This window comes from Pelistega indica (assembly GCF_000506865.1).
In the GTDB taxonomy this organism is placed as follows: Bacteria; Pseudomonadota; Gammaproteobacteria; order Burkholderiales; family Burkholderiaceae_B; genus Taylorella; species Taylorella indica.
In genome coordinates, this window is the sequence record NZ_AYSV01000043.1 from 29,411 (window position 1) to 44,904 (window position 15,494).

At 35.6% G+C, this 15,494-nt stretch carries 14 protein-coding genes and 2 pseudogenes; 12 read left to right on the forward strand and 4 right to left on the reverse strand.

Features of this window, described 5'->3' with window-relative positions:
- Nucleotides 1–130: 130 nt before the first annotated feature.
- Nucleotides 131–1,309 (forward strand): O-antigen ligase family protein, encoded by a 1,179-nt coding sequence (locus V757_RS18170; RefSeq protein WP_023949813.1) that lies wholly within the window; start codon nt 131–133, stop codon nt 1,307–1,309.
- Here V757_RS18170 and V757_RS18175 read toward each other — a convergent pair.
- Both V757_RS18175 and galE read right to left on the reverse strand, forming a co-directional pair.
- Complete coding sequence (locus tag V757_RS18175; protein WP_023949815.1) at nt 1,304–1,933, reverse strand: hypothetical protein; 630 nt, start codon at nt 1,931–1,933, stop codon at nt 1,304–1,306. The two genes, V757_RS18170 and V757_RS18175, sit on opposite strands and share 6 nt — an antisense overlap.
- Before the next feature lie 41 nt (nt 1,934–1,974).
- On the reverse strand, nt 1,975–2,988 hold the full coding sequence (galE, locus tag V757_RS18180; RefSeq protein WP_023949817.1) for a UDP-glucose 4-epimerase GalE: 1,014 nt from the start codon (nt 2,986–2,988) through the stop codon (nt 1,975–1,977).
- Between the two features lie 150 nt (nt 2,989–3,138).
- Between galE and V757_RS18185 the strand changes: the two genes are divergently transcribed.
- The 9 genes from V757_RS18185 to wzy are packed head-to-tail and all read left to right on the forward strand — an operon-like array spanning nt 3,139 to nt 11,073.
- Nucleotides 3,139–4,425, forward strand: coding sequence for a sugar transferase (locus V757_RS18185; protein WP_023949819.1), 1,287 nt, complete (start codon nt 3,139–3,141; stop codon nt 4,423–4,425).
- A 23-nt stretch (nt 4,426–4,448) separates the two neighbouring features.
- Nucleotides 4,449–5,204: a glycosyltransferase family 2 protein gene (locus V757_RS18190; protein ID WP_023949821.1), complete on the forward strand. Its 756-nt coding sequence runs from the start codon at nt 4,449–4,451 to the stop codon at nt 5,202–5,204.
- A 16-nt stretch (nt 5,205–5,220) separates the two neighbouring features.
- The gene (locus V757_RS29560) at nt 5,221–5,796 is read left to right on the forward strand and encodes a lipopolysaccharide biosynthesis protein (protein ID WP_023949823.1); all 576 of its coding nucleotides are present in this window, start codon (nt 5,221–5,223) and stop codon (nt 5,794–5,796) included.
- A 31-nt stretch (nt 5,797–5,827) separates the two neighbouring features.
- The gene (locus V757_RS29565) at nt 5,828–6,427 is read left to right on the forward strand and encodes an oligosaccharide flippase family protein (RefSeq protein ID WP_023949826.1); all 600 of its coding nucleotides are present in this window, start codon (nt 5,828–5,830) and stop codon (nt 6,425–6,427) included.
- Between the two features lie 21 nt (nt 6,428–6,448).
- A complete protein-coding gene (locus V757_RS18205; RefSeq protein ID WP_023949828.1) occupies nt 6,449–7,594 on the forward strand; it encodes a glycosyltransferase in 1,146 nt (381 codons plus the stop codon).
- A gap of 12 nt (nt 7,595–7,606) precedes the next feature.
- Nucleotides 7,607–8,389: a glycosyltransferase family A protein gene (locus V757_RS0113440; RefSeq protein WP_023949830.1), complete on the forward strand. Its 783-nt coding sequence runs from the start codon at nt 7,607–7,609 to the stop codon at nt 8,387–8,389.
- Entirely contained in the window at nt 8,389–9,669 is a 1,281-nt protein-coding gene (locus V757_RS18210) for a protoporphyrinogen/coproporphyrinogen oxidase (RefSeq protein ID WP_023949831.1), read from the forward strand. The genes V757_RS0113440 and V757_RS18210 overlap by 1 nt, the downstream gene beginning before the upstream one ends.
- 23 nt (nt 9,670–9,692) lie before the next feature.
- Entirely contained in the window at nt 9,693–10,070 is a 378-nt protein-coding gene (locus V757_RS18215) for a hypothetical protein (RefSeq protein ID WP_023949833.1), read from the forward strand.
- Nucleotides 10,057–11,073 (forward strand): O-antigen polysaccharide polymerase Wzy, encoded by a 1,017-nt coding sequence (gene wzy / locus V757_RS18220; protein WP_245586955.1) that lies wholly within the window; start codon nt 10,057–10,059, stop codon nt 11,071–11,073. Before V757_RS18215 ends, wzy begins: the two co-directional genes overlap by 14 nt.
- 158 nt (nt 11,074–11,231) lie before the next feature.
- Here the strand turns inward: wzy and pgi are convergent.
- Nucleotides 11,232–12,790, reverse strand: a pseudogene (pgi, locus tag V757_RS18225) (glucose-6-phosphate isomerase).
- A gap of 129 nt (nt 12,791–12,919) precedes the next feature.
- On the opposite strand from pgi, the gene galU reads away from it, so the two are divergent.
- The gene (gene galU, locus V757_RS18230) at nt 12,920–13,759 is read left to right on the forward strand and encodes a UTP--glucose-1-phosphate uridylyltransferase GalU (RefSeq protein ID WP_023949837.1); all 840 of its coding nucleotides are present in this window, start codon (nt 12,920–12,922) and stop codon (nt 13,757–13,759) included.
- 113 nt (nt 13,760–13,872) lie between these two features.
- Here galU and V757_RS18235 read toward each other — a convergent pair whose 3' ends face one another.
- On the reverse strand, nt 13,873–14,940 hold the full coding sequence (locus tag V757_RS18235) for an LPS O-antigen chain length determinant protein WzzB (RefSeq protein WP_081710635.1): 1,068 nt from the start codon (nt 14,938–14,940) through the stop codon (nt 13,873–13,875).
- Nucleotides 14,941–15,349: 409 nt separating this feature from the next.
- Here V757_RS18235 and V757_RS18240 point away from each other — a divergent pair.
- Nucleotides 15,350–15,487: pseudogene (locus V757_RS18240) on the forward strand (helix-turn-helix domain-containing protein); the annotation flags it as partial.
- Nucleotides 15,488–15,494: the final 7 nt, after the last annotated feature.

Sequence of the window (15,494 nt, forward strand, 5' to 3'; positions counted from 1 at the left end):
TAGCGACATCCAATAACTTACTAAGTTGAGTCTCATGCGAATAAAAGCGCTTTTTACGGCCTCTAATTTTGTCCATTTAAGTATTTTTATCTTCTTCGTTTTTGGAATGGTAGTTAAGGATAGCTATACCGTGGCAATTATCTTGTTACTTTTAACAAGCATCTACGTAGTCATTCGTTATAGAAAAGACATTGATTTTTCCAAAGGTCGACCACTGGCGGTTATTTTCTTGTTGTATGCCTGTGTGGTCATTCTGGCTAATCTCTTTGGAGGGCATGGGGATAGGGACTATGAGTCGCCAGCTCGATTTCTATTAGCTATTCCTATTGTATATGCTATGACTTATATCAGGGTTAATCGAACCTTTTTGATGGTCTGTATTGCCTTAGGGGCAATAGCAATGGGGGTGTTGGCGGTTTATCAAGTATATGATGTGCATTATTATAAAAGAGCAGGATTGTATCCAATACGGTTTGGTAATATTGGAATGTTAGTGGCTTTTTTTTGTGTTGCAGGGTTGATATTTTTTCCTAAAGAGTCGTCTGTTTTGAAAAAGTATTTACTTAAGAGTGGCCTACTGTTAGGTGTTATTTTTGGAATAGTGGCCTCCATTTTATCTGGAACTAGAGGAGGGTGGCTTTATCCATTAGTTGGAATTCCTATTATCTCTTTATTTTTGATTAGTAGCTCTTCAAAGATATTGCGAGATTTATGCATCTTATTTACTGTGACCATAGGATTAGTTGGATTTGTTTATTTAGTACCTAATATAGGAATTGAAAAAAGGATTCATCAAGCAATTACAGAGGTTGAAAAATATGAGCCTAATGCTAAGTCGTCACTTACTTCTATTGGAGGGCGTTTTGAGATGTGGCGATTGGCAATTAATTTAATTAAAGAAAAACCTTTTGTTGGGTGGGGAACTGATGGTTATAGAGAGAGGATGAAATTGTTTGTTGAGCAAAAGGAGGCAAGATCTGTTGTATTACATCGTCATCCTCACAATGAAATTCTTAATGAGGCGTCTAAAAGAGGAATTTTTTCATCGTTAATAGTTATTTTGGGATTTTATCTTTACTTTTTTTCTCTTTTTGTTCGTAAATATGGTTACCCTGATGATTCGATTAGATGCTATTCAATATTAGGGTGTTTAATGATTGCAGGGTGGGTGGTATTTGGTCTGACAGATGTGTTCCTAGAGCATCATCAAATGATTGTTTATTTTATTTTTTATATAACCCTATTTTTTGGTGGAATTAATCAAAAAGTGACTAATATTAATGAGAATGACGTCACTGCTATTCTATGAAGAATCTTTAATAGTGTAAGAGTTGTAGTCATTAACTGCTGTGTGTATAAGTTCCTTCGCCGTATATTCTATGTCTTTCCAAAAAGGAAGGGCATCATTACCACCATATTTGAGTTCAAAGTGGGAAAACAGATTATGATTTTTCTTCTTATTTGTGGGATATTTCAAGAGCTCATACCATTTATCAATAGTAGAGTTATTATCTTGCAGGAATTTATCTATGATAGAGTTCTGAGGGATGTCATGGATATAAGGTGTTAGCAATTGGATAATTTTATGATTATCAGATAGTTTCTCTTTAATATTAGTGAAAAGAGTACTGATATGATGTGTAAAGTTATTTTTTATTATTATTTGTAGAAGTTGTTGGTATCCCTTTAAAAGTAATTCAATACCATGATAAAAATTAAATAATATAGGTATAGAGATGGCAGTGTCTGTCCATTGATATGTCTCTCTGAATTCTTGTTCTCCCTCTGGCGTACATGCATCATGTGTAGTCGTAATCCACAAGGAGTTTTTTGTCGTTACTATCATATGGGTAGAGCTTTGTACTAGAGATAAAAATTTTTCTGCTAGAGTGAAGTAAGCGATTGCCTCATCAGCAAAACTTGTATTATTCATAGTAGTTCATTATTAATGTTAATGATTGTTGTGAAAAAACTCTATTCAAAGCCATTAGGATTTTTCTGTTGCCAGTTCCAACTATCACGAACCATATCGTTAAGCGTATATTTTGCTTTCCAATGTAATTCGTTTTCTGCTTTGGTTGGGTTTGACCAGCACTCAGCGATATCACCTGCACGGCGAGGGGCGAGTTTATAAGGTACGGCTACCCCATTAACTTGTTCAAAAGCTTTGATCATATCAAGGACGGAATAACCTTGACCTGTACCTAGATTCCAAGTAAAGCATCCATTATGGCTATCAAGATAGTTGAGTGCAGCAAGGTGTCCTTGTGCCAAGTCAACCACATGGATATAGTCTCGTACCCCAGTGCCGTCATATGTATCATAATCGTCACCAAATACAGCGAGTTCTTTTAATTTGCCGACAGCGACTTGTGTAATAAATGGCATGAGATTATTAGGGATGCCATTAGGATTTTCTCCAATGAGTCCGCTGGGATGTGCACCTATAGGGTTGAAATAACGTAGACGAGCAATTGACCAACGATTGTCTGATAGAGCTGTATCCTCTAGAATACGCTCTACCATTAATTTTGACATACCATAAGGGTTAGTAGGATTGCCCGTAGGACAGGACTCAGAAATTGGAATTTCTGCTGGACTTCCATAGACTGTTGCCGAAGAGCTAAAAACAAGTTTAAATACGCTAGCATCACGCATAGCTTCAAGTAAAGTGATACTACCAGATACATTGTTATCATAGTATTCAAGAGGTTTCTGTACACTCTCACCTACAGCTTTTAAGCCAGCAAAATGAATCACGGCATCAATCCTATGCTGAGTAAAGATTTTATCTAGACATGCACGGTCACGGATATCTCCTTTAATCAAGGTGATATCCTTGTTTGTAATTTTGTTAACTGCCTCTAAAGATTTAGGCGTGCTATTACAAAAGTTGTCCAAGATAAAAACACGGTATTGTGTATTGAGTAGTTCAACGACAGTATGTGAGCCAATATAACCAGCCCCGCCAGTGATGAGAATATTCATAGTCTTAATCCATAAAAATTTAGTTATTTTAGCGAAATCTAGTACTTTATGATAAAAAACATGAAGGTTTTTAAGTGAATATATAATACAATTATTAAAAAAATTTAATGCCAAAGTGTTGTATAATGCGGAAAAACTTAAGAAATCATTATGAAAAATAATACTAACCTTTATAAACGTCATTCAAAATGGTACGAGCGTTTGTTTTTTAGTACTACAACGCAAATCATTATTATGACATTAGTGTCAGCGGTATTTCCTGCGTTCCTTATGTGGGGAAGTTATTTTTTTGTTGTACCAAAAGATACGCAATTGAATTCTTTTCTGGGTGTTATAGTCAGTAATGCGTTGGCACTCATTATATTGAGAATGCTATTAAAATTTCCAGGTGATCGTTCGTCTGGCTTTATTATTTCAGCGATATTATCTTGTTATAGTGTATTGTTTGTATTATTTTTTATATTTAGGTTGGACTATTCTATTGTTTTTCTAATGATAAGTCTATTGTTCAGTCTGGCATATGCGTTTGTCGGTTATTTTTTAGGTAGGCGTTGGATTATTCCGAAAATAGCATTAGTACCTGTCGGTAAGGCATTGTATTTGCTTGAGACTACACAAGCAACATGGTTTGTGATAGAGAATCCAGAAGCAGTAGAAAAACGACGCTACAATATGATTGTAGCAGATTTGTATGCATCAGAACTAAGTCCAGAATGGCAGAAGTTCCTTGCTAATTGCGTGTTGGCTGGAGTTCCTGTATATAATGCAAAACAGGTAGAAGAGTCATTAACAGGGCGTGTTCGTATTCGACATATGTATGAGAATCAGTTGGGATCATTATTACCATCGCCCGTATACTCTTTAATTAAAAGGTTTATAGATGTCGTTGCTGTTCTATTTGTTATGCCGATTGTGTTGCCTATTATGCTGATTACGGCTATTATCATTAAGCTTGAGAGTAAAGGAGGTGCTTTATTTATTCAAAAGCGAGTTGGTAAAGGTGGGAAAGAGTTTAATATCTATAAGTTCCGTAGCATGGCTCATGATTCTGAGAAAGATGGTGCCAAATTTGCCTCCGCTAGTGATATGCGAGTAACTAGAGTGGGTAAGTTTATTAGAAAGACTCGAATTGATGAGTTGCCCCAGTTTTTTAATGTACTAAAAGGGGATATGAGTTTGATTGGTCCGCGTCCCGAACAAAAAGTGTTCGTCGATCAATTCGAGAAGAGTATTCCTTTTTATAATTATCGTCATATTGTGCGACCAGGTATTTCAGGGTGGGCTCAAGTTATGCAGGGATATACTGCTGATGTTGAGGATACCCAAATAAAAGTAGAATTTGATTTTTATTATATTAAACACTTTTCTCTATGGCTGGATGTTCTGATTGTATTTAAGACCATTAAGACAATGTTAACGGGTTTTGGTGCAAGATAATTAGCGCAGAGTAAAATCAAGATATGAATGATATAGTAGTCAGTATAATAGTCCCTGCTTACAATGCGGAAAAAACTCTTGAGAAAACCTTACTATCAATCCAAAGACAACAGCACAAAAATGTTGAGGTATTGATTGTTAATGATTGCTCCACTGATAAGACAATAGAGGTAGCGGAAAGGTTCTGCTTAGCAGATTCTCGATTTTTTTTATTCAATCAAGAGAAGAATGCTGGTGTTGCAGCTGCTAGAAATAGAGGGATTAAGGAAGCTAGCGGAGAGTATGTATGCTTTTTAGATGCAGATGATTGGTGGGGCGAGGATAAGTTAACAGATCAGTTAGCTTTTATGCAAACCAATAATGTTGCCTTGTCTTATATGCCATATGTAAGAATTCAAGAATATACAGGGAATCAATTGTCAATCGTAAATCCTCCTGCAAAATTGACATTTAATGATTTACTTAAGAGTAATTATATTGGTAATTTAACAGCTATGGTTACTAGAACGGCTATTGGTGATACCCGGTTCCAAAAAATTGGTCATGAAGATTATGTGTTCTGGTTAGAGATATTAAGAAAAAATATCGTAGCCTTTTGTGTACCAGGAAACAGTGTAAAATGCTTTTACCTAGTTCGTAAGAATTCGTTGTCTTCTAGTAAATTCAAAATGATTACATGGCAATGGAAGATATATAGGAACTATTTGAAATTAAGTTACCATAAATCGTTTATTTTTCTAATTTGCTATATTGTCCAAGGGATACGAAAGAGGGCGTAATTTAACAAAATTAATAATGAAAAATAGCTTAATCTATATTTTTGGTGAAATTGTAGCTAAGGCCATTCCCTTTTTGTTGATTCCTTATCTAACAAGGAGTTTAAGTGTAGATGGCTTTGGTGTATTGTCCTTTTATCTATCAATAATTCCCTTTTTGGCATTGTTGCTTGGTCTGAATCAATGGCAAGCACTAGCTAGATATTATCATCGGTATGGACAACGGGCGATTAATTTAATCGTTGTTAGTGGTCATATTTATACACTACTGTTTTCTGTTCTTATTGCTGGTGGATTATATTTTTTTCTAGGTCTAGAGAAACAGTTCTATTTAATATTAGCGTGTGCAGTGCTACAAAATATATTTACGATGCACATGGCATTACTTCAGATGGATAGGCAATCTATTCTCTATGCGTTGTTACAAATTGTGACTGGTTTGTTTTCTGTGGTTATTACGTTACTCGTATTTGAGTATAGTGGTAAAACGCCAGAAAATCGTTTGTTGTCAATGGCTCTTTCATCTCTTATAGTCGTGCTACTTAGTACGGCATTATTCTTTTATAGAAATAATCGAAAAGTTTTTTTTTTGTAGTCGACAGTATAAGATTGGCGTTACTTATGTAGTGTCTTTTGGTTTACCATTGTTTTTGACAGGCATTATCTATCTAACAAAGTCTCAGTTGGATAAGATAGTCATTTTCAACTTGTATACAGAAAAAGATTTGGGTATTTATTCGGTGGCTTATCAGTTATCGACCATTGCTCTAGTGGTTATAGCTGGATTAAATACAGCACTAACACCGGTTCTATTTGAAAAACTAAAGCAAAAAACAATGAGTAATAGAGATTTATTAGCACTAGTAAAATGGTGTATGATTATCGTACCGTTACCAAGTATGATAGTTGCATTTGTGTTTCCTGAGACGTTATTAACCTATATTATAGGGGGAGCATTTAGTGGAATTAAGTATTATTTAATATTGTTTTTAGTCGTTGCAATGCTGGAGTTGCCTTACTTGCTATTAATGAACTATTTGGTCTATTTTAATAAAGGAAAGCTTGTTAGCTATGCAACAATAGTGACAACGATAATTTATTTTGTTGTATTGTTCATTGTATCTAGAATCGGTATAGAATATATTCCCTTTGCTAATATTTTGGCTAGTGTGGTGCTAATTGCGATACTATATTTTTACGTTTATAAAGAAAAAGTGACAGAATAATCAGATGAGGAAGGGTGACTAGTGAAGTTATTATATTGTATCCCTCGACTAGATACCTCTGGAGGTATTGAAAGGGTAGTTGTTAATAAAATTAATTACTATGTCCAAGAGTGTGGCTATGAAGTTACTGTTGTTACATATCGACAACAGAATAGGGAAAATTTTTTTAAATTAGACTCACGAGTCAGACAGATTAATTTGGATGCCCCTTATCCTATTAGCTATGAGCAATTGAGTTTTTTTAAAAGAATTATTCCTTTTAGAAAAGTTAATGCCTATCTAATGACTAAATTAAACCAAATTGTATCGGAAACTGCTTTTGATTACTGTATATCTATTTTGATGGATGATATTGCTATCATTCCAAAGTTAACCGACAGTAGTATTAAAGTAGGTGAATGTCATGGAATTTTAAATGAAATTGTCTATTGCTATCGGCATAGTGAGACATTCTTTCAGAAGCTTAAATGGTTTTTAAGATTAAAGAAATTTCATTTTTTTTCCAAAAAATTTGATGTATTGGTTTTTCTGACACAAGAAGAAAGCAAGTTGCTGAACTATTCAATACCTCTGGAAATCATTCCGAACTTTATAGTTTGTACCCCTTTGAATGATGAATTTTTTCAATTTAATAATAGTAAAACAGCTGTAAGTGCTGGCCACCTTATTCCTTTGAAAGGACATGCTAGGTTGTTAGATGCATGGAGGCTCGTAGTAGATAAGTGTAGCGATGCACATTTAGATATTTATGGCTCTGGTAGTGAAGAAGAAACACTGTTATTGAAAATTCGAGAACTAAAGTTGACAGATAATGTGACGATTAAGAAGCCCCTAAAAGACTTAGAGAATCATTATGGGCGATATTCTCTAACTTTGCTTGCCTCATATTATGAAGGTTTTTCGATGGTTTGCCTTGAATCATTAGCAAAAGCAGTTCCTGTTATTGCTTATAATGTACCTTGTGGTCTACAGCACATTCTAAAAGGAAATAATGGTGGTGTTCTTGTTGAAGATGATAATGCAAATGCATTTTCAGCAGCGGTAATAGAATTGCTAGAGAGTAGAGAACTACAAAGGAAGCAAAAGCAAAAAGCATTTAGTCGTGCTAAGGATTATAATATTGAGATTATTATGCATCAATGGCAGAAACTTTTTTTTAAAATATAAAGGTAAAAAATAATGCGCTTTCAAATTTTAATGGCAACAATGCATAAGCAAAAGATTTCGGATATTAATTGGGATGAAAAGGGAATTACTTCTGATGTGTTGCTAATTAATCAATCTGATTTTTCTGGGCGTGAAACATCTGGTAAGATTCAAATGATTAGTACGACTGACCGTGGTTCCTCTAATAGTCGGAATCTTGCGATTGATAATGCGCTAGGCGATATCTGCCTGATAGCAGATGATGATGTGAAGTATTTGCCTGGGTATGAAGAGAAAATTTTGGCTGAGTTTGCAAAATATCCTGAGGCCGATATCATTACTTTCCAAATTCAGACACCCGAAGGAAATAAATTTAACATGGGTTATCCAGATGTTCCCATGAAGCATAGCTGGAGAAGTATTTTGAAATGTGCTTCTATCGAAATAGCGTTTAGAAGAGATGCCATCAATAAAGCACAGTTACGGCTTAATAAGCTATTTGGATTGGGAAGTCATTATAGAATACATGATGAAATTATTTTTTTAAAAGAGGCTTTAGATAAAGGGCTTAATTTGAGGTATGCACCTATCCCTGTTGTTATTCATCCAGCAGAGAGCTCAGGAACTGATTTTAATGATCACCTGATTTACTCTAAGGGGGCAGCCTTTGCTAAATTATTTGCCTATAAAGCTTACGCGTTCAACATCGTGTTTAGTATAAAAAAATATGCTTTGTATAAGAAGAATAAATCATTCTGGCAATTTTTGGCACTTATGAATAAAGGGACAGCAGATTATCTTAAAGGAAAGTATTAATGCAGACATGTAAATATCTTGTAATTGGTGCCGGGGTATCTGGTCTTACATTCGCCAATTTTATAAACGATAAGGACTACTTGATTGTTGAAAAGTCACAAGAGCCGGGAGGATTTTGTCGAACAATCTATCAGGATGGTTATATTTGGGATTATGCTGGGCATTTTTTCCATTTTGCAACGGATAAGATAAAGAATTTTTTCAAAAATAAGATTAAAGATGATGAGCTAGTTTACAAAAAAAAGTGTACAAAAATTTTCTATAACGGTCTTATTATTGACTTTCCTTTTCAGGCTAATATTCATCAATTGGAAAAATCAGAGTTTATAGATTGCTTATATGATTTGTATTTTAGAGAGAAACAAGGGTCTAAAGAGGTATTTGAGTCTTTCCTGCAAATGTTATACGGAAAATTTGGGATTTCTATCACAGAGAAATTCTTAAAACCATATAACGAGAAATTGTATGCATGTGACTTGGATATGTTAGATCAAGATGCAATGGGAAGATTTTTCCCTTATGCAGATATAGGTCAAGTCATTAGAAATTTTAAAAATGATTATAGTGGTAGCTATAATGCAGAGTTTATGTATCCTAAACGTGGGGCAATGGTTTTTGTAGATGCTTTATCGGAAGGAATTGACCGAGATAAAATCATTTTAGGAGAGCAGGTAACTTCAATTAATTTAGAGACTAAAGTAGCGACAACAAATAAGAATCGTCAAATTAAGTTTGAGTACATTATTAATTCCTCACCGCTAAACCAGTTCTTAGGATTATTTGAAGGTAATACATCATACAAAGAGTTTATTAATACTCTCTCTTGGAATAAAGTTTTAGTTTTTAATTTAGGTTTTGCCAAAAAATCGTCGATTAAAGATATTCACTGGGCGTATATTCCAAGTAAAGACATTAATTTCTATCGAGTTGGATTTTATGACAATATCTTAGATAGTGATAAATTGAGTATGTATGTTGAAATCGGTTTAAGTGCTAATCAACAGATTGATATTGATGAGCAGTTGAAACTCACCCTTATCAATCTTAAAAAATTAGGAATTGTTGATGAGGATAATGAATTGCTCTCTCATGCAACCATTATGATGGATCCTGCGTACGTGCATGTTGATTCCAAATTAGAGGAAACGAAACAACTATTGAAATCAGAATTGCAAAAGCACAATGTTTTTGTGATGGGGCGATATGGTGATTGGAAATATTGTTCAATAGAGGATTCAATGCGAGATGCATTAGCATTAACTGAGAAATTTAATGCGTAAAATATAACATAAGCAAAATACTCATGATAAAAAAAAGGCAAGTACTAGCGTGCTTAGTAGCGATAGATTTATTGATAGGATTTTGTTATCTTTTAATCAGTACACAAATAGTAGTTGAGGAAGCACTAATTTACTTAATACCTATTATTTTTACAATTGTTGTAAGTATCGTTTATCGTTATGAAGGGTATTTTTCATTAACGTTACTGTTGTTCTTGACTGCATTTGTATTTATGCATGGGCTTACGGTAGCCTATGTTTTAGGAATTCCCTTAGAATCAATCTTGTTTACGAACTATATGATTGATTTTTCGTTGGAGCTTGAGCAATTCTTAGAGGATTCTTATTTTATTTTTTTTGTGTTATTTATTAGTACTCACTGTAGCGTTGCTGGTTGGTAAGAAAAACACGGTTATTCAACAGACCAGTGATCGCACGAATGGAAAAATAAGTCTCTGGGTTCTGGCCTATGTCTGTATATATATTGGGCTTTTTATGCTTGATTTATATATGGCGTCGTCTTATATCAAGGAGTCTGGTTATTTAGGGTTCTATATATACAACCAGATGAAAGTAGTTGACCCTAGTATGTTGAATAGACTCTCTGGGTATATGACAACACTACTGCCCGTTGTTTTTGGCTATAGTTATATTTTCCATTATTCTAGACTTGAAAAACGCTTACTCTTTTTTACTTTTTTTATCTCAGCTTTTTCTTTAGCTCTCATCGGACAAAGAGGAATGCTGTTTTGTTTACTATTACTTAGTATTAGTCTATATACTAAAAAAAAGAAGATTAGTTTAGTAAAGTTTTCAGTGATGGCTTGTTTGTTGGTGATATTGGCTCAAGTGTTGTTTTTGCTCCGATCAGAAGGCTTAAATACAAATATATCGCTCTCTTCTCTTTTAGGAAGCTTTTTTCATCAACAAGGCGTAAGTTTTATCGTTTATGAGTTATCGAAACTGTACTCATTCCCAGATTATCTAAGTTATCAGGTATTTATTCCAGGACTAAATTTTATGTTAGATATATTTAATCTGGGAAGTGCAGAGCAGACTTTTAAGTTTTTTGGTGATTATTTGGCTTTTACAGTTAATACTGAGGAGTATGCACAAGGTAAGGGTCTAGGTTGGACTTTAGTTGGTGATTTTGAGCAGATACTCGGATGGGGAGATTTTGGAGTACTGGTGGGGATGATTTTGTTTGGTGCGATGTTAGGTTATCTTGATAAAAGTCGGTATAAAGATATTCAATTTATCAAATATAGCCTATTTTTGAATATCCTATTTCTACCTAGATCATCCTTGCAAAACTTATTAATTCCTATTGTTGCGTGTGTGTGTATTCTTTTGATCAGAAAACTTATTATGGGTAATTTTCTCTTGAAAATTAGACCAAACTAAAGCTAAGATTTTCGTTAATTTACTTACAAGAGACGTTTTATCTTTAATTTGCTTTAAGTTCTTAGGAGTAGTTTAGAACTATCACGATATTTATTGAAAAATAAGTTGAGAATTACTTATAAAATTTTCTAAGCTTTTGAAGAATACGTTGATTATAACTATGTTTTAAATTTATTAATCCAATATTGAGTCGACTTATTATGTGGGGTAGCTGTCGCTGCCCCTTTTAATTCTTGTTCAATCCCTCTCGCTAATACTTTTCCTAACTCTACTCCCCATTGGTCAAATGGGTTTAGCCCCCAAACTAACCCTTCCACAAAAACTTTATGCTCATATAAGGCGAGTAACGCACCTAAGGCGAAAGGGGTTAATTTGGGCAACACAATTAATGTAGATGGACGACCTCCAGGCTGTTTGCGGTGTTTAGCTAAGAGTCTTGCCTGTTGTTCTGACATGCCTGCATTGATATTTTCTTGATAGGCTTCTTCTTCTGTTTTGCCATTTAAGAGGGCTTCTCTTTGTGCTAAGCAGTGAGCGAGTAATTGCTGGTGATGTTCTTTCCAATGATGATCTTCTGATTGACAAACAATAAAGTCAACTGGTGCTCCATCTGTCCCTTGATGTAGCCATTGGAAGAAAGTATGCTGTGCATCTGTACCAGGCATTCCCCATACAACAGGGCCTGTTGGTACATCAATAGCTTGACCATTGATATCAACCGATTTACCAAGGGACTCCATCTCTAATTGTTGGAGATAGGGAATAAGATTGGCAAGGCGTGAGTCATAGACGGCAATATTGCGAGAAGCATAGCCAAGAACACTACGATTAGCAATTTCAGCCATTGCCATTTGAATAGGAACATTTTCTTCAATAGGAGAGTGTAAAAAATGCTGATCCATTGCATGAGCACCACTTTGTAACCCTGCTAAGACTTCAGACCCTACAGTTAATCCAGCAGCAACACCTACAGCAGACCATAGAGAGAAGCGCCCCCCCACCCAGTCCCAGAATTTGAAAATCTGATGCTTTGGAATCCCCCATTTTTCGGCTAAGTCTGGTTTAGCGGTCACTGCGATTACTTGGTTAAATGGATTATGGATATTCGCTGCGGTTAACCATTCAATTGCTCTATTAGCATTAGCAAGTGTTTCAGCCGTGGTAAATGTTTTAGTTGCCACAACGATAAGCGTATCATGAGGGTCTAGCCCTGCAAGACCTGCTTCAATGGCATGTCCGTCAATATTGGAGACAAAACGAATATTACGCCAAGTACTAGCATAACCAAAGGCACTAGTGGCGAGTCGAACCCACCCCAATCACTTCCCCCAATACCAATGTGAACAATATTTCGCCAACGACGATCGCTATCAGTACGACGCACAAATTCCAATACCCGTTTTCTTTCCTCGGCTACTTCAGCGATAGGTTGAGGCTCTCGTAGCATGGTATGCCAAGCAGGACGGTTTTCCGTTGTATTACAAATCTCTCCATGGAACAGTGCATGACGCTGTTGACAGAACTGTCTGTCGTCTAGTAACTGAGCAACAGCTCTTTGTAACTTGCTTGAATAACGTTGAGCACTTAAATCAATGGTTAATCCTGCTGACTTGACTAAACGTAATGCCTCTTTATTCAAAGGGGCAGATTTAACAGCTTGAGTAAATTGATGCCAAGAGTCAAGTTGGTGTAGAGGGGTAATGGAAGTATGAGCCATAAACTTTGTGAAAAATTAGAATTGATTTTGTCAAATAATGAGGTGATTGTGTACTCATTGACTATAATAAGTATTATAAAGATGTTTTGTTTTGATAATTGTTAATTTCTATTATTTGAGGTTTTTAGTATGAATCCCATTCATAAAGCGGTATTTCCTGTTGCTGGTTTAGGTACACGTTTTTTACCTGCTACTAAAGCAATGCCGAAAGAAATGTTACCTGTGGTGGATAAGCCATTAATCCAATATGCCGTAGAGGAAGCTGTAAAAGCAGGAATTACAGACTTGATTTTTATTACTGGTCGTAATAAGAGAGCGATTGAAGACCATTTTGATCGTTTGCCAGAACTTGAAGCTGAACTGGAGCATAAAGGTAAAACGGAGTTATTGAATATTGTTCGTGGGATATTACCTGATAATGTGAATTGTATTTTTCTTCGACAATTTGCTCCATTGGGGTTAGGGCATGCGGTTCTCTGTGCAGAGCCAGTAGTTGGCAATGAGCCTTTTGCCGTTTTATTAGCAGATGATTTGATTGATGCGGATGTTTCTGTGACGCAACAGTTGATTCAAGTTGCCCATGCTCAAGGTGGGAGTGTATTAGGCACACAAGAGGTTCCTTTAGAGGATACCAAAAAGTATGGGATTATTGCAGGTAAATCTTGTGCGGAGCGGACGATGAGGGTAGAGAGTATTGTAGAGAAACCCAATCCAGAGCAAGCGCCGTCACGTAATGCTGTCGTAGGGCGTTATATATTAGAGCCAGAAATCTTTGAGCATTTACGCCATATTGGTCGTGGGGCAGGTGGTGAGATTCAATTGACTGACGGTATTGCCTCAATGTTAAAAACTCGCCCTGTGTTTGGTTATAACTATGAGGGAATTCGTTATGACTGTGGGAGTAAAGAGGGTTTCTTTAAGGCGAATATTGCCTTAGGTCAAAAATATCATGGCTTAAGTATTGAATAGACTTCAAACAGCAGAGTGTGTAGTATTGAAGGAGGCTTTTGCTCTTTCGTCCTTAAAAAAACCGTTAATCAAATAGATTAACGGTTTTTTAATTTGTCTCTGGTCAATACTAACTAGTTCGTTTGACGACGAGAGCGAATGGCTTGTTGCAGTAAGACAAATAGACAGCCTAAAATAACCCCCACTAACGCACCTGCAACAAGAATTAATGCTTTGCGAGGCTTATCTTTGGTGAGCGGTAATGACGGTGTTTGTAGATAGTCAAAGGCTACACCAGTAGGTTTAATGTTTAGGATTGGCTTGAGTCCGTCGATATTTTGTAAATAGCGATAATAAGCGGCTGGATAAATGGTAGGATTATTTTCCCATGCGGTTAATTGTGCTTGTAAATATTTGGTTCCTAACATAAATAATGCACTGTTGTTTGTGAAGTCAAGCAATAAATTGGCACTCGGTGTTTGTCCTACAGGCTCCATGATATTGGCTGTTTGAGCAGCAGCGAGAGCTTGCTTAAGTGTCAAAATATAGTTGGCTTTGTTTTGATCAGTATCTTTTTGGGTATTGATGGCAAGTTGTTGTAATGTGGCAATACGTTCGCGAGTCCGCTCAAATAGGTTTTCAAAAATCTTTACTTGTGCAAGGCTATTTGCTTGAGTTAGATATTGTTGTAGGGTGCTTTGTGCATCTCCTGCTGTATCTGCCGTAAAGGTTACTTCTAATATATCCTTAGTGTCTTTATTCAGAGGTTTCGGTGAGAGATTCTTTTCTGCTAGTTTATTGATAGCTATTTCTTTGCTAGTCTCATCATCTAAATTGGCAAGGATTTTTTGTCCATAGGCAGAATTTTTTAAGAATTTTTGTTTATTGTCGCTAGACTGTAGCTCTAGTAAGAAAAGTCGAAAAGAATTATTAAGTGCGCCATTAACATCAAAGTCAGACTCTAAACCACTAAAACGATAATAGCGACGCTCCGCCTCTAAATAAGAGCCTAGTTGAACAGCCTTAGGTACCATAATTTGAGCTTTACTCGTCCACTCTTCTTTTGCTGTGAAGGCGTAAATAGCTGCTAGGATAATGCTTAATAAAGTGACAGCAATAATCAACAGCTTCTGTTTCCATAGGGTAGAAAAAAGCTCGAATAGGTCGATTTCGTCAGATGAAGTTTGCGTTGTGTTTTGCATAGTTGTATAGGTGATTTGAATAATAGATGTTTGTTATTTTAGCAGAATAGGAGGAGGATATAGAAAAGGAGTGTAAAAGACGTGATTCTAAGGTTATAAGGGAAAGAACTAGTTTACTTTTTAGCTTGATAAAAGCATGTTATATATTGTTTTAGTAGAGGGGTGAGTTGTAGAGATTTTTCTTAGAAAAAAGGGGGCAGAAATGGAAGATAAGGAATTGCTGAAAGTGGTTAGAATACAAGCAGGAATGGGACAAGCTAGTGATAGAAAAAAGAGAAAGGGTAATCAGTGGGGTGTTGTAAATAACATGTAGAAGTTCAGACCAAATCTGACAAATGAGTTGCAAAAAAGAGAGTTTCCCGTTTGAATAAGAGGTGCGAATCTTTTAAACAAACAAAAGGAAACTCTCATGTTACATACTACCAATAATGTGATTAAACATAAAGCAGGACTGCTTAATTTAGCAGAGCAATTAAAAAATGTGTCGCAAGCATGCAAAATTATGGGCGTATCGAGGGATTACATTTATCGACATTATAAAGAAGTTGGTTGAA